Below are 20,235 nucleotides of genomic sequence, written 5' to 3'. Positions count from 1 at the left end.
ATTCTCGGCGAGATGGCCAAGGCCATCGCCACGTCGCGCGCGGAACTCGGCGAGTTCGCTCCGCGCATCGAAACGCTGAAAATCCCCACCGACAAGATTCGCGAAGTGATCGGCACGGGCGGCAAGGTGATCCGCGAAATCGTGGAAAAGACCGGCGCCAAGGTGAACATCGAGGACGACGGCACGGTGAAGGTGGCTTCCTCCGACGCCAATTCGATCAAGGCCGCGATCGCCTGGATCAAGTCGATCGCCTCCGATCCGGAAGTCGGCCAGATTTACGAGGGCACGGTGGTGAAGACCGCCGATTTCGGCGCCTTCGTGAACTTCTTCGGCGCCAAGGACGGTCTCGTTCACATCTCGCAGCTCTCCAGCGCGCGCGTGAACAAGACCACCGATGTCGTGAAGGAAGGCGACAAGGTGAAAGTGAAGCTGCTCGGCTTCGACGATCGCGGCAAGGTGCGCCTCTCCATGCGCGTCGTCGATCAGCAGACCGGCGAGGACCTCGAGGCCAAGGAAAAGGCCGAAGCCGCCAACGCCGGCGAGTGACGCGGCGGGGGCTCGTCCATCCGGCGGGCCCTCATCCGACCCCGCTTCGCGGGGCCGCCTTCTCCCGCAAGCGGGAGAAGGAAGCGCCCTTTCTTCACTATTGCTGCAATAAAAAGCGTTTCTAGACGCGCGTCTCCTTCTCCCGCACGCGGGAGAAGGTGGCCCGACGAAGTCGGGTCGGATGAGGGTCTCAGACATTTGGTCGGAGCTTTTTCGCATGCGCTTCCGTCTCGTCGCTCTGCTTCTCCTCGCCTCTCTCCCCGCGCAGGCCCAAGCTCCGCTCGAGCGCGTGCTCTCCGCGACGACGCTCTTTCTCTCGGACGGCGGCGGCTATGATCTCGCTTTGCTCGTCGACAATCTCGACGACGGCGCCGATCTCTATGTCTATCTCGGCCTCGAGCGGAATACGCTCGGCGCGGGCGCCAAGCCGAGCTTCGTCAAGAAGAACGCCGCCTGGACCGGCGCCATGGCCGGAACCCGCCCCGCGCTCGCCGTGAACGACAAGGGCTCGCTGCTGATCAAATCCGAGAATGACGCCGTCGGCCGCGACCGCTGGAGCCAGACTTTGACCGTGGTGCGCCGCAATGGCGCGCTCACCGTCGCCGGCCTCACCTACACGGCGCGCGACACGCTCGACCCCGCCGCCGGCGGAAGCTGCGATCTCAACTTCCTCTCCGGCAAGGGGACGCGCAACGGCAAGAAGGTGGAAATCAAGGCGCAGACGATCGCGCTCGCCGATTGGTCGGACGAGAAGCTGCCGAAAGAGTGCAAGTTCTGACGAGCCCGCGCTTCGTTCACCCTCCCTCCGGAAAGCGGATGCGCATGTCCTCCGCCCTTGCTAAGGAAGGGCCGCAAGAGAGGGACTGAAGGCGTGAACGAGGCGGCGAAAACCGATTTTTCGAGCGGCGACGCTCTCGGCGCGATATTGGCGTCGTTCCAGCGCGCGGGCTTTGCCCGCTGCGAGCCGAAGATCCTGCAGCCGGCCGGCGTGTTCCTGGACCGCTCGGGCGAGGATTTCCGCGGCCGCCTCTATCTGACCAGCGACGCCGCCGGCGCGGATGTCTGCCTGCGGCCGGAATTCACCATCCCCGTCTGCCTCGCCTATCTCGCGTCGCCGGCGGCCGGCGCGCCCGCCAGCTTCGCCTATGGCGGCGCCGTGTTCCGCTTCCCCTCCGAGGGCGAGGCGGGGACCGGCGAGCTGTCGCAAGCCGGGCTCGAGAGCTTCGGCCGCGACGATCGCGAGGCCGCCGACGCCGAAATCCTCACCGCTGCTCTGGAGGCCGCGAGCGCGGTCGGCGGCGGCGCGCTCCATGTCGAGACCGGCGACGCCGGCCTCGTCTCCACCTTTCTGGACCGGCTCGACCTGCCGCCCGCCTGGCGCCGGCGTCTCGAGACGGGACACGCCCGCGGCGAATCCCTCGCCGAGATTTTCGCCCCGCCCGCCAATGGCAAGGAGCACGCCGGCGTGCTCGCCGCGCTCGAGAAAGTGGACGCCAAAGAGGCGCGCGCGCTGGTCGAGGATCTTCTCTCCATCGCCGGCATTTCGCCGGTCGGCGGCCGCAGCGCCGGCGAGATCGCCGAGCGTTTTCTGGATCAGGCGGCGCTCGCCGGCGGCGCCGGAGTGAGCGCCGAGACCCATGCGTTGGTCGACGCCTTTTTTTCCGTGCAGGGGCAGATCGACGAGGCCTCCGCGGCGCTGCGCAAGCTCGCGGCCGACGCCTCGCTCGATCTTTCCGCGGCGCTCGATTCGCTCGATACGCGCTCGGGCTTTCTCGCCGCGCGCGGGGTCGATCTCGAGCGCGTGCGCTTCTCGGCCAGCTTCGCGCGCCGGCTGGATTATTATTCGGGCTTCGTCTTCGAGGCGCGCGCCGAACCCGCCGGCCCGCCGCTCATCGGCGGCGGACGCTACGATCGCCTGCTGACGACGCTCGGCGCGAAACAGGACATTCCCGCCGTCGGCGCGGCCATATGGGTCGACCGCCTCACGGCGCGCAAAGGACGCGCGGCATGACCGGACCGACGCCCGACAGGCTGATCGTCGCCGTCCCCTCCAAGGGCCGGCTGCAGGAGAACGCCAACGCCTTCTTCGCCCGCGCCGGCATAGAGGTCACGCAGGGCCGCGGGGCGCGCGACTATCGCGGCCAGCTCGCCGGCGTCGACGACGCCGAGGCGGCCTTTCTCTCCGCCTCCGAGATCACGGCGCGGCTCGCCAGCGGCGATGTGCATCTCGGCGTGACCGGGGAGGACCTCGTGCGCGAGACGATTCCCGACGCCGAAAGCAAGGTGGAGATTCTGGCGCCGCTCGGCTTCGGCAAGGCCAATGTGGTGGTCGCCGTTCCGCAGGCCTGGATCGACGTTCGCACCATGGCCGATCTCGCCGACGTCTCCGCCGGCTTTCGCGCCCGCCATGGCCGCGGGCTGCGCGTCGCCACCAAATATGTGCACACGACGCGGCGTTTCTTCGCGAAACATGCGATCGGCGATTATCGCATCGTCGAGAGCTCCGGCGCCACGGAAGGCGCGCCGGCGGCGGGCTCGGCCGATCTCATCGTCGACATCACCACCACGGGCGCGACGCTCGTCGCCAATGCGCTGAAGACGCTGGACGATGGCGTGATCCTGCGCTCGCAGGCCAATCTCGTCGCCTCGCTCGCCGCGCCCTGGACGCCGCGGGCGCGGGAGGCGGCGCGCATCATCTTGTCGCGCATAGCGGCCGAGGAGCTGGCGCGCACGACGCGCGAGATCCGCACGCATCTGCCGGCGCTGGACGAGGCGCTGCTCGCCGAGGCGGCGGAGAAATTCGCGGCCGGCTTGCGCGAGCGCGGCGACGGCGGCTTCGTGACGTTCGCCGCCGCGGCCGATTCGGCGCCGCAATTCGCCGATTGGCTGATCGCCAAAGGCGCGCGCACGGTGACCAGCGCGCGGCTCGATTATGTGTTCAGCGCGGAAAACGCGCTGTGGAGCCGGCTGCAAGGACGGATTTGACCGACTATCGGCGCGAATGCGCAGGCCGCCGAGCTTTCCCATTTTGAGAAATCGCCGATGATCGGCGTCGTCCCCGGCGCTGGCGGAGTGGCGCGACGCGCCGGGGACCCGAAGCCGAACTCGTTACACTGCGGCTTCGGACGCCCGCCGGCTTCGACGCCGGCGGATGTGCGAGGACGGTCAATGCGTGTGGCGCAATAACAGCAGCAACGCGATCGGATTGGTCGTCACATAGCGCAAGAGCAGCCGGCGCGGCTCCAGCCGAAGACGGAACGCCCATTCGAGCCCCGCCTTCTGCATCCACATCGGGGCGCGCTTCTTGGCGCCGGCCAGAAAATCGAACAGGCCCCCAGATGTCTTGATCACTTTGACGTTTCGAAGGCGATCGCTCCACTCGCGCACGAATTCCTGCTCGCGCGGCACGCCTAGCGCGAGCCAGACGATATCCGGCGCGAGCTCGTTGATCTCGTCGATCTTTTGCTCGAGCTCCTCGCCGCGCAGATAGCCATGCGAGCGGCCGACGATGCGCAAGCCGGGAAAGCGACGCTTGGTGGTCTCATAGGTCGCGCGATTGACCTCTTCCGACGCGCCATAGAGGTAGAAGGTGACGCCCTCGCGCTCGGCCATCGCGGCGACGAGCGGATAGAGATCGGTCGTCGCCACGCGCTCCGGCAGCGCCCGCGCGCCGAGGAGACGGGAGGCGAAGACGAGCGGCTGGCCGTCGGCGCTGATGAGATCGGCCTGATCGACGAGCGCGGCGAAATCGCGGCTGGCGCGGCGACGCGCCAGCACCTCGCCATTGACGGAGGTGAGATAAAGGGGCCCGCTCGCGCGCGCGGGACGGCCTGCCGCCTCGATCATCAGCCGCGCGGTCTCGGCGAGATCGAGACGCGCGATGCGCGCGCCGCCGACGATGACCTCCTCGAGGCCCTGAAACGCCTGGTTTCGCTGGAACGACATGAATACGCTACCCTTTTTTCGCCTTGCCGTCCCGTTTCGAGACGCGGACGGCAATGTCGAAGGTTAGGGTGAGAGATGCGTGCCAGAGAGAATCGGAGATCGGCTGTGCAGATTCGAAACGCGGCGAGCCGCATGCGGTCCGCTCAGAGCGGCCGACGCGCCGGCGAGGGATCGCTGTCGAGCCGGGCGAAGAGGAGATGGTCGCGCCACTGGCCGTTGATGTTGAGATAGGCCCGCGCGAAACCCTCCTGCTTGAAGCCATTGCGCTCCAGCAAGCGGATGGAGGCGACGTTGGAGGGCAGGCAGGCGGCCTCTATGCGGTGCAGGCGCTGGCGGTTGAAGGCGTAGTCCAGCGCCGCCCGCACGGCGCGGGACATATAGCCCTTGCCGGCATAGGGCTCGCCCATCCAATAGCCGAGCGTCGCCGCCTGGGACACGCCGCGCCGCACATGGCCGAGCGTCAGCCCGCCGACCAGAACGTCATCCGCCTCGCGAAAGACGAAGAAGGAATAGGCCTCGTCGCGCGCCATCTCCTCGGCGTGGCGGCGCACGCGATAGCGAAAGCTGGCGCGGGTCAGATCGTCCGAGGGCCAGGTCGGCTCCCAGGGCGTCAGAAAGCCGCGGCTGCGTTCCCTGAGCGAGGCCCAGGCGACGAAATCGCGCATCTCCGAGCCGCGCAGATAGACGCCCTCGCCGCGCAGCGGCAGATCGCGATAGGCGGGGAGAAGGCCGAACAGCGCCATTGCCGCCCTCTCACGCCGCCGCGCGCGCCGCGCGGGCGCGTTCGGAGATGAAGGCCGCGACCTTCGCCACATCATTGTCGAGCACGGTGAAGCGCTCCGGCGCGGTCAGAATATGCGCGAGATGGTCCGGCAGCGGCGGCCGCACGCCGATCGCGCGCTCCACCGCATCCGGGAATTTGGCGGGATGCGCGGTGGCCAGCGCGACGACCGGCGTCGCCGGGTCCACGGCGAGGCGCCGTCTCGCCGCATGAACGCCGGTCGCGGCATGCGGATCGAGAATATAGCCGGTCTCGCGATAGGTGCGGGCGATCTCTTCGGTCGTATCGGCCTCATAGGCGGCGCTCGCCTCGAACTCCGCGCGAATGGCGTCGAGCGGTGCGGGGGCGATGGAAAACCCCTCCGACTGCTCCAGCGCGCCCATCAGCCCACGGAGCTGCGCGGCGTCGCGGCCATAGGCGTCGAACAGCAGACGCTCGAAATTAGAGGAGATCTGAATGTCCATCGACGGCGATTGCGTCGGCGTTACCCCGCGCAGCTCATAGCGGCCCGTGGCGAGCGTGCGCGCGAGAATGTCATTGGCGTTGGTGCCGATGACGAGGCGGCCGACCGGCAGGCCCATGCGCTTGGCCACATAGCCCGCGAGCACATCGCCGAAATTGCCGGTGGGCACGGCGAAGCTCACTTCGCGCGACGGCGCGCCGAGCGCGACCGCGCTGGTGAAATAATAGGCCGTCTGCGCGACGACGCGGGCCCAATTGATGGAATTGACCCCCGCGAGGCCGACGCTCGCGCGGAAGCGGGCGTCGCGGAAGAAGGATTTCAGAATCGATTGCGCATCGTCGAAGGAGCCTCGAAGCGCGATGGTGTGGATGTTGTCGGCCTCGACCGTCGTCATCTGCCGGCGCTGCACGTTCGAGACGCGCTCGTGCGGATAGAGGATGAAGACGTCGACGCGCTCCAGGCCGGCGAAAGCCTCGATCGCCGCGGCGCCGGTGTCGCCGGAGGTCGCGCCGACGATGGTGGCGCGCAGATCGCGGCGCGCCAGAACCTCGTCCATCATGCGCCCGAGCAACTGCATGGCGACGTCCTTGAACGCCAGCGTCGGCCCGTGGAACAGCTCGAGGACGAAGAGGTTTTCGGCGATCTGCGTGAGCGGCGCGACGGCGCTGTGACGAAAGCTCGAATAAGCGTCATGCGTCAGCGCGCGCAGCGCCTCGCCGGTGAAGGCCTCGCCGAGGAAGGGCGCGATGATGCGCGCGCTCGCCTCCGCATAGGGAAGGCCGGCCAGAGCCGCTATGTCGCCGCGCGCCAGGCCCGGATAGGAGACGGGCGCATAAAGGCCGCCGTCGGAGGCGAGGCCGGCGAGGAGGACGTCTTCGAAGGCGAGCGCGGGAGCTTCGCCGCGTGTGGAAATGTAGCGCACGGCGTCTCTTCTAACCCGCGGAGGCGGCCTCGGGAAAGTCCGAAGGCGCGGAAATCCGCCTTCGGTGTCGGTTGCGTCCTCTTGGCGACTGCGCCCACGACCTCACGAAGAAAGCCGCGTCAGCGCTGCTTCAGCCGGCCGACGGCGTAGAAGCCGAGGCCTCCGGCCACGGCCGCCGCCAGCGAGAACCAGGTGATGGCGTAGGAAAGGTGATTATTGGCGAGCTCGATCGTGTGATCGAAGACGTGCGGCAGGCCGGGCGCTGGCGCCGCGGGATCGAGCTCCAGCGTGAAAGGCGCAGCGTCGGGGAGCTGCAAATAGGCGGCGAGCGCGCGCGGATCGCTCGTGTAGAACAGCCCCTGCTGCGGCGCGTCGGCGGGCGTGAACAGATTGCGCGCCTGCGGGCCGCGCAGCAGGCCGGTGAGCGTCACCTCGCCGGCGGGCTCGCGCTTGCGCGTCTCGTCCGCGCGTGCGGAGAGCGGCAAAAAGCCGCGATCGACGAGCACCGCCCCGCCGCCCTCGAGCAGGAAAGGCGCGATCACGCGATAGCCGGGCTCCACGCCTGCGCCCGACGGCGGGGCAGAGAAGATCAGCGCCTCACGCGCGAGATCGAAACGACCCGTGACGCGCGCATGGAGGAAGTCGTAGTCATCCGGCGAAAGGCTCGCCCATTGGTCGCGCGGCGGCGGCGCGACCGGCGCCGAGGTGGCGCGGCTCTCCACATGGGCGATCAGCGCCTCCTTCCAGGCGAGGCGACGCAGCTGCCAGACGCCGAGCCCGACGAGCAGCGCCACCATGACCGCGGAAAACAGCGCCGGTCCGAGAAGCGCGCGCGCCTCAGCTCTCATCGGCGCGCTGACCTTCCTCCGCCTTGTTGAAATATTGCAGCGCGATCAGCAGGCTCTTGGCCGGCCGCAGCAGCCCCGCGCAGACGATGACGGTCAGCGGCAGGAAGATCAGCCCATGCACCCAATAGGGCGGGGAATAGGCGACCTCGACATAGAGCGCCGCGCCGACGACGATGAAGCCGGCGATGGTCATCACGAACACGGCCGGCCCATCGCCCGAATCGGCGAAGGCGAGATCGAGCCCGCACACCTCGCAGGCCGGCGCGAGCTCCAGGAAGCCGCGGAACACATGGCCTTTGCCGCAGCGCGGGCAGCGGCCGAGCAGGCCGGCGACATAGGGCGAGACGGTGGGGTGATTGTCGGCGGACATGGGTTCCTTTCCGTCGCGGAGGCGACGCCTCGAAAGCAAGAGAAGCGCCGACGGGTCCCCGCCGGCGCTTCCTCGGAAGCCGAAATGGGCCCGTTCGCTCACTCCATCGCGCCGCCCCAATTGCCCCACACGTAGATGGAGGCGAACAGGAACAGCCAGACGACGTCGACGAAATGCCAATACCACGCCGCGAACTCGAAGCCGAGATGCTGATCCGGCTTGAACTGGCCGACATAGGTGCGCACGAGGCAGACGATCAGGAAGATCGAGCCGACGATCACATGGAAACCGTGGAAGCCGGTCGCCATGAAGAAGGTCGCGCCATAGATCGAGCCTTTGAAGGCGAAGGGCGCATGAGCGTATTCATAGGCCTGGACGCAGGTGAAGATCAGGCCCAGCGCGATGGTGGCGATGAGGCCCTTCTTCAGCGCGCCCCGATCATTGTGCAGCAGGCCGTGATGCGCGAAGGTGAGCGTCGCGCCGGAGGTCAGCAGGATCAGCGTGTTGAGCAGCGGCAGATGCCAGGGATTGAGCACCTCGATCCCATGCGGCGGCCACACGCCCTGGAACAGCTCGGTGCGCGTGACCATCTGCGGATCGGCCGGGAAGATCGCCGAATTGAAGAAGGCCCAGAACCAGGCGACGAAGAACATCACCTCGGAGAGGATGAAGAGGATCACGCCATAGCGGTGATGCAGCTGCACCACCGCGGTGTGATGGCCCTCGTGCTCGGCCTCGCGGATGATGTCGCCCCACCAGGACCACATTGTGAAGAGGATGCAGGCGAAACCGGCGGAGAAGAGGACCGGGCCGCCGATCTTTATGCCGAACAGCGGCATGCCCTTCATCCAATAGACCGCGCCGATCGCGGTGAACAGCGCGGCGAGCGCGCCGACCAGCGGCCACGGGCTCGGATCGACGAGATGATAATCGTGATTTGGTTTCGCGTGTCCGTCCGACATGTTCATTATCCTCGAAATTTCGCCGGCCGGGCCGGTCTCCTTCGCTGGGCTCCATTCGCGCGGGATGATTCGTCCCGCCGCGGACGCCTCCCGTCGCATTCTCGTTTTCTCAGGACTTCGGCTTCGTCCCCTGCGCGCTCGCCGCCTCCTTGGGCTTCTTGGTGGCGAAGAAAGAGTAGGAGAGCGTGACCTCCTCGACATGGTTCATCGTCTCGTCCTTCTCGAGCGCCGGATCGAGGAAGAACACCACCGGCCATTCGGCGCTCTCGTGCGGCGCGAGCTTCTGCTCCGAGAAGCAGAAGCAGGCGAGCTTGTCGAAATAGGCGCCGGCCTGATCCGGGCTGACGTTATAGGCGGCGACGCCGCTCGTCTCCCGATCGGAGAGATTGACGACCTTGTAATAGATCGTCGCCGTCTCGCCGGTGCGCACCACGATGCGCGGCGTCTCCGGCGCGAAGCGCCAGGGCAGATCATGCGCGACATTGGCGTCGAAACGCACGCCGAGCGTCCGCTCGCCGGGCTTGGCCGGCGCGACCTTGGCGACTTGCGTCGTGCCGCCGAAACCGGTCGCCGAGCAGAAGGCGCGATAGAGCGGCACCGAGGCGAAGGACAGGATCAGCATGGCCACGGAGCCGCCGATCAGCAGCCCCGCGCCTTTGCCGGCGCGGCCTCCGCGGGGTTTTTCTGTGCGATCTCCACTCATGTCGATCTCACCCCGTCCGCGGCACGACATTGCCGCCGAGCTTCACAATGGTCACGAAGTAGAAGAGCGCCACGAACAGCGCCACGGCGACGCCGATCGCAATATTGCGGGCGCGGCGGCTCTTCGCTTGCTCGGCCGTGAGGACGACGCCCTCTTCCGGCTCGGATGTGTTTTCGGGTCGACCGATCGTCATGCGTTCCTCCGCTCAAGCGAGCCAGGACGAGAGGGCGAGAAGCCTCTCGATCACCAGGACCATGAACAATAGGGACAAATAAACGATGGAGAAGAAGAAGAGGCGCATCGCCGCGCGGCGCGCCGGCTCGCCGTCCCGGCGACGATAGACCCAGACGGCGCAGGCGATCAGCGCCACGCCCAGCAGCAGCGAGACCACGCCATAGACCGGCGAGGCGAAACCGAGGAGATAGGGCGCGACGCCGATGGGCGCGAGCGCGATGGAATAGGCGAGAATCTCGAGGCGGGTGCGCGTCTCGCCATGCACATTTGGCAGCATGGGAATGCCGGCGGCTCCGTATTCCTCGCGCTTGACCAGCGCCAGCGCCCAGAAATGCGGCGGCGTCCACATGAAGATGATGCCGAACAGCACGAGGCTGGAGAGATCGACGGCGCCGGTCGCCGCGGCGAAGCCAACGACAGGCGGCAGCGCGCCGGCCGCGCCGCCGATGACGATGTTCATCGGCGTCGAGCGCTTCAGCCACATCGTATAGACGACGACATAGAAGAAGATGGTGAAGGCGAGCAGCGCCGCGGCCAGCCAATTGGCGACGAGGCCGAGCGTGAACACCGCCATGATCGACAGGAACAGGCCGAAGGCCAGCGCCTCCTCGCGGCCGAGCCGGCCGGCGGGAATGGGCCGGCCGCGCGTGCGCGTCATCAGACCGTCGATATCGGCGTCGTACCACATGTTCAGCGCGCCGGACGCGCCCGCGCCGACGGCGATGGCGAGCAGCGAGGCGAAAGCGATGAAAGGATGCGGCGCGACCGGCGCCAGCAGAATGCCGGCCAGCGCCGTGAACACGACCAGCGACATCACACGCGGCTTCAGCAGGGCGAAATAATCGCCGGGGGCGGCGACTGGCGCGCGCGGAGCCGAAGCATCGTCGATGATGAAGGAGGCGTCGCTCATTGTCGTTCCCGCGCTCGTTCTCGTTCCAGAGGCAATCGAGAAGATCGGATCATTGCTCCGTCTGGTCGCGGCGGCGGCAAGGCCCCGCGACCAGACGATTTGCGTCAGTGATGGCCCGAGCCGGTGATGCGCGGCAGGGTCTCGAACTGATGGAAGGGCGGCGGCGAGGGCAGCGTCCACTCGAGCGTCGTCGCGCCCACGCCCCACGGATTATTGCCCGCCTCGCGCTTGCGCAGGAAGGCCTCCGCCACGGTGTAGAAGAACACCAGCACGCTGACCGCGGCGATGGCGGCGCCGACCGACGACCAATAGTTCCACAGCGCGAAAGCGTCCGGATAGTCGATGTAGCGGCGCGGCATGCCGGCGAGGCCGAGGAAATGCTGCGGGAAGAAGACGAGGTTGATGCCGACGAACAGCGTGACGAAGTGCAGCTTCGACAGCGTCTCGTTGTACATGTAGCCCGTCATCTTCGGGAACCAGTAATAGAAGCCCGCGAAGACGCCGAACACCGCGCCGAGCGACATGGTGTAGTGGAAGTGCGCGACGACGTAATAGGTCTCGTGCAGCTGACGGTCGGCCGAGGCGTTCGCCAGAACGACGCCGGTGACGCCGCCGAGGGTGAACACGAAGATGAAGCCGATCGCCCACCACATCGGGGCGCGGAAGGAGATCGAGCCGCCCCACATGGTCGCGATCCAGGAGAAGATCTTGATGCCGGTCGGCACCGCGATCACCATGGTGGCGAAGACGAAGTAGCGCTGCGCATTGAGCGACAGGCCGACCGTATACATGTGGTGCGCCCACACGATGCAGCCGAGGAAGCCGATCGACACCATGGCGTAGGCCATGCCGAGATAGCCGAACACGGGCTTGCGCGAGAAGGTGGAGACGATGTGGCTGATGATGCCGAAGGCCGGCAGGATCAGCACATAGACTTCCGGATGGCCGAAGAACCAGAACAGATGCTGGAACAGGATCGGATCACCGCCGCCCGCCGGATCATAGAAGGTCGTGCCGAAATTGCGGTCGGTCAGCAGCATGGTGATGGCGCCGGCGAGCACCGGCAGCGTCAGCACCAGCAGGAAGGCCGTCACCAGCATGCCCCAGGCGAACAGCGGCATCTTGTGCAGCGTCATGCCCGGCGCGCGCATGTTGAAGATGGTGGTGATGAAGTTGATCGAGCCCAGGATCGACGAGGCGCCGGCCAGATGCAGCGACAGGATCACATAATCCATCGCCGGCCCGGGATGGCCCGTGTTGGACGACAGAGGCGGGTAGAACACCCAGCCGCCGCCGAAGCCGAGCGAGCCGGGAGCGCCCTCCGCGAAGGTCGACAGCACCACCAGCACCAGCGCCGCGGCGAGCAGCCAGAAGGAGATGTTGTTGAGGCGCGGGAAGGCCATGTCCGGCGCGCCGATCATGATCGGCACGAACCAATTGGCGAAGCCGCCCATCAGCGCCGGCATGACGAAGAAGAAGATCATCAGCACGCCATGGGCGGTGATGAACACATTATAGAGGTTCTTGGCGGCGTCGATATTGGTCGGATCGGTCCCGTGCAGCAGAGCGGAAATGCCCGGGAACACCGAAATGCCCGGATGGGCGAGTTCGGCGCGAATGGCCATCGACATCAGAAAGCCGATGAGGCCGCCGATGACGGCGAGGATCAGATAGAGCGTGCCGATGTCTTTGTGATTGGTCGAGAAGAGAAAGCGGCGCAGGCCGGTGGGATGGTCGTGGTGGGCCCCCGCCTCGGTCGAGATGGCGTCCATGGTCGTGATCCTCGGAGAATGCTCGGGTTTTATTCGGTTCGGCTCGGAGAATGCGTCTCTCAACGCGCGTCGCGCTCGACGGCGACGCGCATGCGCCCGTCGTCGGCCTTGGCGAATTTCTTCTTCGCCTCCAGCAGCCACTCGGCGTATTTCTCCTTGGAGACGACGCGGATGGCGGCCGGCATGAACGCATGATCCTTGCCGCAGATCTTCGAGCACTGGCCGTAGAAGAGACCTTCCTTCTCGGCCTTGAACCAAGTCTCGTTGAGGCGGCCGGGCACCGCGTCGATGCGGATCGTGAAGGCCGGAATCGTGAAGGAGTGGATCACATCGGAGGCGATCACCTGCAGCTTGATCACCTCGCCGACCGGCACCACCGCCTCATTGTCCACCGAGAGCAGGCGAACGTCGCCATTCTCCGGCTTGAGATCCGCCTCGGGCTTCAGGAACTGATCGAAGGAGAAGCCGCCGCCCTGATCCTCCGGATAGGCGTAGGACCAGTACCATTGATTGCCGGTGACCTTGATCGTCACCTTCGGCTCGGGGATCTCCATCTGATGGGCGAGCAGACGGAAGGACGGAATGGCGATGAACACCAGAATGAGCACCGGCACCAGCGTCCACGCGATCTCGAGGCCGGTGTGATGGGTGAGCTTGGAGGGAACGGGATTGGCGTTCTCGTTGAACCGCCAGCAGACGTAAATCAGAAGACCGAGAACGAAGAGGCCGATGAAGCTGATGATGGGAAGCAGAATGACATTGTAGAAAAACTGCGTCTCGGCGCCGACTTCCGTCACCGTCGCCGGAAGGCCGAGGCCTCCCGGAGTGGGCTGGCCCAACACCTCCGCGTATGCGACGCCCGCGAGCAGGAGGAGGGAAGATAAGGCGCCGGCCATCAAGGCCGCGCGGCGGAATGTGGGTCGTCTGCCGATGAGCATGAAGATCGCCTCTCGGACCTCAGGAACAAGGTCGTTATGATTCTGTTATCCGGTTGTTTTGATCGCGCCGAACCCGCCACAAATCCGGCCCGTCAGGTATTCCCACGCGGGTTCAACCACAAACGGCGGCGCCGCGCAATCGCTGCGGCGCCACAGTGTGCCTGACAAAAAGTCGCGCCACCCCTCCCTGCGTAAAATTGCGGCGTCGGCGCCCTTCCGCTTGACAGCGGGCGGCCATTTGCTACGCAGAGCGCCACCCTCGAGACAATTCGCAACGCCCAGATTTGGCCCGGTTTCGATCCTAAGGGCTATTGGAATCCGATCGGAAGAAACATGGAGCGAAAATGAGGCCGCACGCCGCCGTTCTCCGGCTCGCGAGGTTGCGACATGTGGTCGCGGGGCTGTTTTTCGCAGTCGCAGCATCAGTCGCGGCGTCGGTCGTCCTATGGGCGGCGGTCTCGCCCGCCGCTGCGCAGGGCGCCGTCAAATCCAAATATGGCGACTGGGAGATTCGCTGCGAGACGCCGGCCGGCGCCGCCGCCGAGCAATGCGCGCTGATTCAGAGCGTTGCGGCGGAGGACAAGGCCAATGTCAATCTGGTCGTCGTCGTCCTGAAGACGAGCGACGGCAAGAGCCGGCTGCTGCGCGTCATCGCGCCGCTCAATGTGCTGCTGATCAAAGGCCTCGGCCTCACCATCGACAAGACGCGAATCGGCGACACCGGCTTCGTGCGCTGCCTGCCCTCGGGCTGCGTCGCCGATGTCGTCATGGATGATTCGCTCGTCGACCAGCTCAAGAACGGCAAGACCGCGACCTTCGTCATCTATCTGACGCCCGACGAGGGCGTCGGCCTGCCGCTGTCGCTGGCCGGCTTCAAGGAGGGATTCGCCAAACTGCCGTGATGGCGGTAATGGCGTTCATCGACGGTGAGCGGAGCTCGCGAGCAGAGGGTGAAAGTCCGATGGGCACGGGACGGATGATGCGGCGCTTTTTCGCAATTCTCTCGGTTTCCACGCTTGCGGCGGGGCTCGCGGCGAGCGCCGCCCGCGCCTTCGACATTCCCAATCCTTTCTCGGGCGTCTTCGGCGGCGGCGAGAAGGAGCAGCAAAAGTCCGACCGGCCGACGCAAGCCGCGCCCGGCTCCGCGGTCGACTGTCCCGAGATCCTCGTGGACACCGGCGCCGCCACGTTGCGCGTGCCGCCGGGCGCCGATAATTCCTCGGTCCGCTATCAGCTCTCGCTGTCGCATCTCGCGCGCGAATGCACGGTTTCGGGCGATCAGATTCTCATCAAGGTCGGCGTCGAGGGGGCGGCCGTGCTCGGCCCGACCGGCCAGCCGGGCTCCTTCTCCGGCGCGCTGAAGATCGCGGCGCGGCGGCAGAAGGATGAATCGATCCTCGCCTCCAAGATCTATCACGTCTCGGCGAGCGTGCCCGCGGGCGCCGCGCGCGGCGAGTTCCGCGTGATCTCGGAGCCGCTCTCGGTCCCCTATCTCGGCGCGCAAGCCGCCGACGATTATGAGATTCTGGTGGGCTTCGAAGGCGGCGCCGCCGACAAATCCGCGCCCGCGCAAAAGCGCCGCAAGCGCCACGCCCGCACCCCTACAGAAGCTTCCCCGGATTGAGGATTCCCTTCGGGTCGAGCGCCGATTTGATCGCGCGCATCAGCTCGAGCGCCACCGGGTCCTTCACCTTGCGCAATAATTCGCGCTTCAGCACGCCGACGCCGTGCTCGGCCGAGACCGAGCCCGCATATTTCGTCACCAGCCCATGCACGATCTCGTTGATCGCCTCGCGGCGGGCGAGGAAGCCGGCGCGATCGGCGCCCTCGGGCTGCGAGACATTATAGTGAATATTGCCGTCGCCCATATGGCCGAAGGGCGTCGGCCGCGCGCCCGGCGCATGCGCCGTGACGAGAGCGCTCGCCTCGTCCAGAAAAGCCGGGATCGATTCGAGCGGGACGGAGACGTCGTGCTTGATCGAGACGCCCTCGGGCTTTTGCGCCTCCGGCAGGGTCTCGCGCAGCTTCCAGAGGCCGGCGCGCTGCTCGAGCGTCGCGGCGAGCGTCGCGTCCTCGGCGATCCCCTGCTCCATCGCCTCGCCGAGCAATTCGGTCAGCAATTCCTCGACGCCGCTCTCGGCCGGCGAGGCGAGCTCGATCAGCACATACCAGCGATGCGCGGCGGCGAGCGGATCGCGCGCGCCGGCGATATGCCGCAGCACGAATTCGACGCCGATGCGCGGGATCAATTCGAAGGCGACGAGCGCCGAGCCGGCGCGCGACTTGGCGAGCCCCAGCAGCGTCAGCGCAGCGCGCGGATCGGCGAGGCCGACGAAGGCCGTCGCGCGTGACCGCGGCAAGGGAAAGAGCTTCAGCGTCGCGGCGGTGATGACGCCGAGCGTGCCCTCCGAGCCGATGAACAATTGGGCGAGGTCATAGCCCGTATTGTCCTTGCGCAGCTTGGAGAGGCCGGACAGCAGCCGCCCATCGGCGAGCGCCACCTCGAGCCCGAGCGCGAGATCGCGCGTCGCGCCATAGGCGATCACATGGACGCCGCCGGCGTTGGTGGCGAGATTGCCGCCTATGGTGCAGCTGCCTTCGGCGCCGAGCGAGAGTGGGAAATAGCGGCCAGCCGCCTCGGCCGCGGCCTGGGCGTTGGCGAGAATGACGCCGGCTTCGACCGTCATCGTGTCGGAAGCGGGATCGACCTCGCGGATTTTGTCGAGCTTTTGCAGCGACAGCACGATCTGCGCGCCGCTCGCATCGGGCGTCTGGCCGCCGACGAGCCCGGTGTTGCCGCCCTGCGGAACGACGCCGACGCCCGCGGCGTCGCAGAGGGCGAGAACGCGAGCGACCTCATGGGCGCTTCGCGGCTTGACGACGGAGAGAGCGCGGCCATGGAAGGAGTCGCGCGGCTCGTGCAGATAGGCCGCCATGGCCTGCGGATCGACGATGACGCCGGCAGATCCGACGATCGCGCTCAGGCGATCGAGCAGCGCCGTGTCATCGCGTCCTTTTTCGACAGCGGTCAGAGACGATCACCTCGTTCCGAAGACACCTCGCCCCGAGGTCACCAGTGGCGACGACGACGCGCTTCTTCCGACCGGCGGACCCGCACATAGGCGGCGGCGGCGACAGGAAGTCCGCCGAGGACGATACTGCACAATGTTGCGGCGAGAAGCGCATTCATGTGACCATCTCCTTCCAGATTTGAGCGCGGCTCCGAGAGGAGCCGGCTCCCCACGCTGGATTTGGACGCAAATCCTATGCCCAACTCGGCGGGACTGGCAAGACAAATTCCCTGCTCAGTCCCGAAACGCTTTCTGAAATCCGTCCATTGTCACATGAAAGACGTTGCGAGCATCTAGGTTTTCCAGCCCACGCCGCCATAAGTGAAGCTACGTAAAAAAGCGCGCTGCCGCCGAGCATGGGCCTGCGAAAGCCCGATCTCAGCGCGACAGCAGGCGGCGGCGCGGCGCGGCCTCGGCCGCCCGCTCGAACAGCGCGACGACCTCGAGATGAGGCGAATGCCGAAATTGATCGATCGGCGTGATGAATTTCGAGGCATATCCGCCCTTGCTCAGAATAGCGGCGTCGCGCGCGAAGCTCTGCGGATCGCAGGAGACGGCGACCACGCGTCGCACGGTCGAAGCCGCGAGCGCCTCCGCCTGCGCCATGGCGCCGACGCGCGGCGGATCGAAGACGACGGCGTCGAAACGGTTCAGCTCCTGAATGTCGAGCGGACGGCGGAAGAGATCGCGCGCCTGCGCCGAGATCGGCAGCAGCCCCCGCGCCGTGCGGGCGGCGCGGTCGAGCGCCTCCACCGCCGCGACATCCGCATCGATGGCGGTCACTTGCGCCGACGCCGCGAGCCGTAGCGCAAAGGCGCCGACGCCGCAAAAGAGATCGGCGATTCTCTTGGCCTTCTCGCCGACGCCCCGCGCGACGAGGCCGGCGATGGCCGCCTCCCCCTCGGCCGTCGCCTGGAGAAAGGCGCCGGGCGGCGGGAAGACTTGCGTGCTTGCGACCATCACTCCGGGCGGGAGACGCAGCGTCACCAGCCGTCCATGATTGGCGAGACGCGCCAGATCGAGGTTTTCGGCCAGCTCGAGCAGCGCCAGCATCTCGCGCTCCTCGAGCTCGCCGGCGCCGCGAATGTCGATATCGAGCCCGCCTGTCGTCAGCGTCACGGCGAGATCGAGCGGCTTGCTGCGCCCGGCGAGCGCCTGCGCCAGAGCGCGCGCGGCGGCGGGAGCGCCGGCGAGTCCCTGCTCGAGCAGCGGGCAGGCGTCGATCTCGACGAGATCATGCGAGCGAGCGCGCATGAAGCCCACGCGCGCCGCGCCCTTCTCATGACGCGCCGCGCCCTTCTCATAACGAGCATGGAAGGTCACGCGCCGACGCCCGGCGCCATGGGCGTCGACGAGCGGCTCGACCGGCCAATCGAGGCCGGCGTTGCGCAGCGCCGTCTCGGCGAGGCCGCGCTTCCAGCGCGCATAGGCGGGCTCGGCCAGCGTCTGCACCGCGCAGCCGCCGCAGATTCCATATTGCAGGCAGAAGGGCTCGATGCGATCCGGCGACGGCTCGAGAATATCCACGAGACGCGCGCGCTCGCCCTCCGCTTCGACGAGCACGGTCTCGCCCGGCAGCGCGAAGGGCACGAAGACGAGCCCCTCCTCCCCGCGCGCGACGCCCTCGCCGCGATGCCCCAATCGTTCGATGACGAGCCGCCGCATCACATCCGCCTTGCATGGAGAAGAAATTCACGATTCCCGTCGCCACCCTCGATCGGCGACGGGATGAGGCCGAGACTGCGCCAGGAGAGCGTCTCGACCTCGGCGGAAATGCGCGCGCAGACTTGCGCATGAATGGCCTCGTCGCGGACGACGCCCTTCTTGCCCGCTTTGCGACCGGCCTCGAACTGCGGCTTGATCAGCGCGACGAGCTCCGCCCCCCCGGCCGCGAGCGGCAGCACGGGCGGCAGCACCAGCGCCAGCGAGATGAAGCTCGCGTCGACGACGATCAGCGACGGCTCCTCGGCCAGATGCGCCATCGTCAAGGCGCGCGCATCGAGGCCTTCGCGCGAGGTCACGCGCGGATCGGCGCGCAATCTCGGGTGCAATTGATCGTGGCCGACGTCCACCGCGACGACATGGCGCGCGCCGGCGCGCAGCAGAGCGTCGGTGAAGCCCCCGGTCGAGGCGCCGATGTCGAGACAATAGCGATCTTTCGCCTCGACAGCGAATGCTTCGAGCGCATGGGCGAGCTTCACGCCGCCGCGCGAGACGTAAGGATAGGGCGCCTGCGCCACGATCTCGGCGTCCGGCGGAACGAGCTGCGAGGGCTTGGCGATCTTGCGTCCGTCGACCGCGACGAGGCCGGCGAGAATGGCCTCGCGCGCCTTGGCGCGGCTCTCGAACAGGCCGCGCTCGCACAGCGCCACATCGACGCGAAGCGGCTCGCGCGGGCTCACCATCGCAGCAGGCGCGAGCCGAGCGCGGAGCCGGCGAGCGTGACGAAGCCGATCGCCAGCGAATACCAGACGGCGACGAAGAGCGGACTGTCGTCCTGGCAATGGGTCGCATAGAAGGTCGCCGCCAGCGCGCCGGCGACGAGGCCGGCGACGGCGCCAGCGAGCGCCGGCCGGCTCGGCGCGCCGCGCCGCAGCGCGAGCAGCAATATTGCGAGCGGGCCGATCGCGAGGAGAGGAATGACAGCGAGGCAGGCCTGCGCGTTGAGCCCGACGAGGCGTGCGCTCCAACTGGACGCGGGCGCGGCGAAAAGCTCGAGGACCACCGCGACGGCGAGCACGAGCAGCGCCAAAAGCGGCGCGAAACGCCAATAGCGCAGGTCGGCGCCGGGCGTGGCGAGCCGCCGCAACAGCCCGGCTCCGGCCGCGAGCAGGCTGAGCGTCACGGCGAATTTCGTGAGAAAGCGCAGGCTCTGAGCCGCCGAGCCGAAATCCGACCGCACGCCGATAAAGGCGAAGAAGGCGAGGGCGGCGACGACTGCGGCCGCCGCGAGCGACAGAGCGAAAATCCGCGCGAAGCGAAGACGCGACGGCGCATGGTCCGCGACGAGCGCGCCGATCAGATCGTCCGTTCTCATCTCTCGCCTTTCCGATAGAGCGCCGCCAACGTCTTGATCGCCCGATGCAAGGCCACGCGCACGGCGCCCTCGCTCATGCCGTGGCGCTCCGCGGCCTCTTTCACCGAGTGTCCGTCGATAGACAAGAAACGCACCAGATCGCGCTGGCGTTCGCCGAGCTCGCCGAGCAGACGATCGACGTCCTGCCGATCGAGCCCGTCGTCCGCCGCCTCGGGCGCCGCGAGATCGAAGGCGTCGTCGATCGGCAGCGGCGTCTTGGCGCCCCGCCGGCGACGCGCATCGATGAGCTTGTTGCGCGCTATGGTCATGATCCAGGGGCCGATCGGCCGGTCCATATCCCAGGTGTCGCGCTTCAAATGGACCGCGAGCAGCGTCTCCTGCACCACATCCTCCGCCTCGCCGACATCGAGGCCGAGGCGCGCGCAATCGCGCCGCGCGACGCCGCGCAGCGCCGGCGTCAGCGAGACGAGCAGCCTCTTATAGGAGCCCGAATCGCCCGCTATCGCGGCGCGCATCAGCACGGCCCATTCCTCCTCGGCGTTACGCGCTGCCAAACGTCCACCATCCCATTCGTGAAAAAGCGCCCTTTCGTTACGTCATGCGCGGGGTCTGCGTCGAGTGTTCTCGCGATTTTCCGAGCGCGTCACAAAAACGCCGGACTATTCGCGCCTTTTTAACGAAAGAATCGCAAATCTATCGACGCGCCGCGCGACAGCGGCCTCGCCCGGGCGAA

At 67.1% G+C, this 20,235-nt stretch carries 22 protein-coding genes; 6 read left to right on the top strand and 16 right to left on the bottom strand.

Annotated elements, in window-relative coordinates:
* The 4 genes from VIF40_RS07185 to hisG form a co-directional block, all read left to right on the top strand.
* A partial coding sequence (locus tag VIF40_RS07185) for a S1 RNA-binding domain-containing protein (protein WP_331936843.1) occupies positions 1-546 on the top strand: 546 nt, incomplete at its 5' end.
* Positions 547-763: 217 nt separating this feature from the next.
* Complete coding sequence (locus VIF40_RS07180) at positions 764-1,324, top strand: hypothetical protein (RefSeq protein WP_331936842.1); 561 nt, start codon at positions 764-766, stop codon at positions 1,322-1,324.
* Positions 1,325-1,417: 93 nt separating this feature from the next.
* On the top strand, positions 1,418-2,557 hold the full coding sequence (locus VIF40_RS07175; RefSeq protein WP_331936841.1) for an ATP phosphoribosyltransferase regulatory subunit: 1,140 nt from the start codon (positions 1,418-1,420) through the stop codon (positions 2,555-2,557).
* Positions 2,554-3,531: an ATP phosphoribosyltransferase gene (gene hisG / locus VIF40_RS07170; RefSeq protein ID WP_331936840.1), complete on the top strand. Its 978-nt coding sequence runs from the start codon at positions 2,554-2,556 to the stop codon at positions 3,529-3,531. The genes VIF40_RS07175 and hisG overlap by 4 nt, the downstream gene beginning before the upstream one ends.
* A gap of 180 nt (positions 3,532-3,711) precedes the next feature.
* Here the strand turns inward: hisG and VIF40_RS07165 are convergent, their stop codons facing one another.
* From VIF40_RS07165 to coxB, 11 genes are all read right to left on the bottom strand, one after another.
* Positions 3,712-4,491 (bottom strand): WecB/TagA/CpsF family glycosyltransferase, encoded by a 780-nt coding sequence (locus tag VIF40_RS07165; protein WP_331936839.1) that lies wholly within the window; start codon positions 4,489-4,491, stop codon positions 3,712-3,714.
* Positions 4,492-4,634: 143 nt separating this feature from the next.
* Entirely contained in the window at positions 4,635-5,234 is a 600-nt protein-coding gene (locus VIF40_RS07160; protein WP_331936838.1) for a GNAT family protein, read from the bottom strand.
* 10 nt (positions 5,235-5,244) lie between these two features.
* On the bottom strand, positions 5,245-6,657 hold the full coding sequence (gene thrC, locus VIF40_RS07155) for a threonine synthase (protein WP_331936837.1): 1,413 nt from the start codon (positions 6,655-6,657) through the stop codon (positions 5,245-5,247).
* Between the two features lie 119 nt (positions 6,658-6,776).
* Positions 6,777-7,505, bottom strand: coding sequence for an SURF1 family protein (locus VIF40_RS07150; RefSeq protein WP_331936836.1), 729 nt, complete (start codon positions 7,503-7,505; stop codon positions 6,777-6,779).
* Positions 7,495-7,875: a DUF983 domain-containing protein gene (locus VIF40_RS07145; RefSeq protein WP_331936835.1), complete on the bottom strand. Its 381-nt coding sequence runs from the start codon at positions 7,873-7,875 to the stop codon at positions 7,495-7,497. Before VIF40_RS07145 ends, VIF40_RS07150 begins: the two co-directional genes overlap by 11 nt.
* A gap of 98 nt (positions 7,876-7,973) precedes the next feature.
* Complete coding sequence (locus VIF40_RS07140; RefSeq protein WP_331936834.1) at positions 7,974-8,837, bottom strand: cytochrome c oxidase subunit 3; 864 nt, start codon at positions 8,835-8,837, stop codon at positions 7,974-7,976.
* Positions 8,838-8,946: 109 nt separating this feature from the next.
* Positions 8,947-9,540: a cytochrome c oxidase assembly protein gene (locus tag VIF40_RS07135; RefSeq protein WP_331936833.1), complete on the bottom strand. Its 594-nt coding sequence runs from the start codon at positions 9,538-9,540 to the stop codon at positions 8,947-8,949.
* 7 nt (positions 9,541-9,547) lie between these two features.
* A complete protein-coding gene (locus VIF40_RS07130; RefSeq protein ID WP_331936832.1) occupies positions 9,548-9,733 on the bottom strand; it encodes a hypothetical protein in 186 nt (61 codons plus the stop codon).
* A gap of 12 nt (positions 9,734-9,745) precedes the next feature.
* Complete coding sequence (locus VIF40_RS07125) at positions 9,746-10,684, bottom strand: heme o synthase (protein WP_331936831.1); 939 nt, start codon at positions 10,682-10,684, stop codon at positions 9,746-9,748.
* A 104-nt stretch (positions 10,685-10,788) separates the two neighbouring features.
* Positions 10,789-12,456, bottom strand: a complete 1,668-nt coding sequence (gene ctaD / locus VIF40_RS07120) for a cytochrome c oxidase subunit I (RefSeq protein WP_331936830.1) — start codon at positions 12,454-12,456, stop codon at positions 10,789-10,791.
* Positions 12,457-12,515: 59 nt separating this feature from the next.
* Positions 12,516-13,394 (bottom strand): cytochrome c oxidase subunit II, encoded by an 879-nt coding sequence (gene coxB / locus VIF40_RS07115; protein ID WP_331936829.1) that lies wholly within the window; start codon positions 13,392-13,394, stop codon positions 12,516-12,518.
* Positions 13,395-13,738: 344 nt separating this feature from the next.
* On the opposite strand from coxB, the gene VIF40_RS07110 reads away from it, so the two are divergent.
* Positions 13,739-14,296 carry an invasion associated locus B family protein gene (locus VIF40_RS07110; protein WP_331936828.1) on the top strand — a complete coding sequence of 186 codons (558 nt, stop codon included), beginning with the start codon at positions 13,739-13,741 and terminating at the stop codon, positions 14,294-14,296.
* 74 nt (positions 14,297-14,370) lie between these two features.
* The gene (locus tag VIF40_RS07105) at positions 14,371-15,018 is read left to right on the top strand and encodes a hypothetical protein (RefSeq protein ID WP_331936827.1); all 648 of its coding nucleotides are present in this window, start codon (positions 14,371-14,373) and stop codon (positions 15,016-15,018) included.
* On the opposite strand, the gene VIF40_RS07100 is transcribed toward VIF40_RS07105, so the two are convergent.
* From VIF40_RS07100 to VIF40_RS07080, 5 genes are all read right to left on the bottom strand, one after another.
* The gene (locus tag VIF40_RS07100) at positions 14,996-16,330 is read right to left on the bottom strand and encodes an FAD-binding oxidoreductase (protein ID WP_331936826.1); all 1,335 of its coding nucleotides are present in this window, start codon (positions 16,328-16,330) and stop codon (positions 14,996-14,998) included. The genes VIF40_RS07105 and VIF40_RS07100 overlap by 23 nt on opposite strands.
* 513 nt (positions 16,331-16,843) lie before the next feature.
* On the bottom strand, positions 16,844-18,133 hold the full coding sequence (locus VIF40_RS07095; protein ID WP_414684765.1) for a class I SAM-dependent RNA methyltransferase: 1,290 nt from the start codon (positions 18,131-18,133) through the stop codon (positions 16,844-16,846).
* Positions 18,130-18,870 carry a TlyA family RNA methyltransferase gene (locus VIF40_RS07090; RefSeq protein WP_331936824.1) on the bottom strand — a complete coding sequence of 247 codons (741 nt, stop codon included), beginning with the start codon at positions 18,868-18,870 and terminating at the stop codon, positions 18,130-18,132. Before VIF40_RS07090 ends, VIF40_RS07095 begins: the two co-directional genes overlap by 4 nt.
* Complete coding sequence (locus VIF40_RS07085) at positions 18,864-19,502, bottom strand: NrsF family protein (RefSeq protein WP_331936823.1); 639 nt, start codon at positions 19,500-19,502, stop codon at positions 18,864-18,866. Before VIF40_RS07085 ends, VIF40_RS07090 begins: the two co-directional genes overlap by 7 nt.
* Positions 19,499-20,017 carry a sigma-70 family RNA polymerase sigma factor gene (locus VIF40_RS07080; RefSeq protein ID WP_414684767.1) on the bottom strand — a complete coding sequence of 173 codons (519 nt, stop codon included), beginning with the start codon at positions 20,015-20,017 and terminating at the stop codon, positions 19,499-19,501. The genes VIF40_RS07085 and VIF40_RS07080 overlap by 4 nt, the downstream gene beginning before the upstream one ends.
* Positions 20,018-20,235 lie beyond the last annotated feature (218 nt).

Origin of the sequence: Methylosinus sp., assembly GCF_036560965.1 — a bacterium.
Lineage (GTDB): Bacteria > Pseudomonadota > Alphaproteobacteria > Rhizobiales > Beijerinckiaceae > Methylosinus.
Note: the sequence above shows the minus strand (reverse complement) of the source record. Positions and strands in the feature narration are given on the sequence as shown.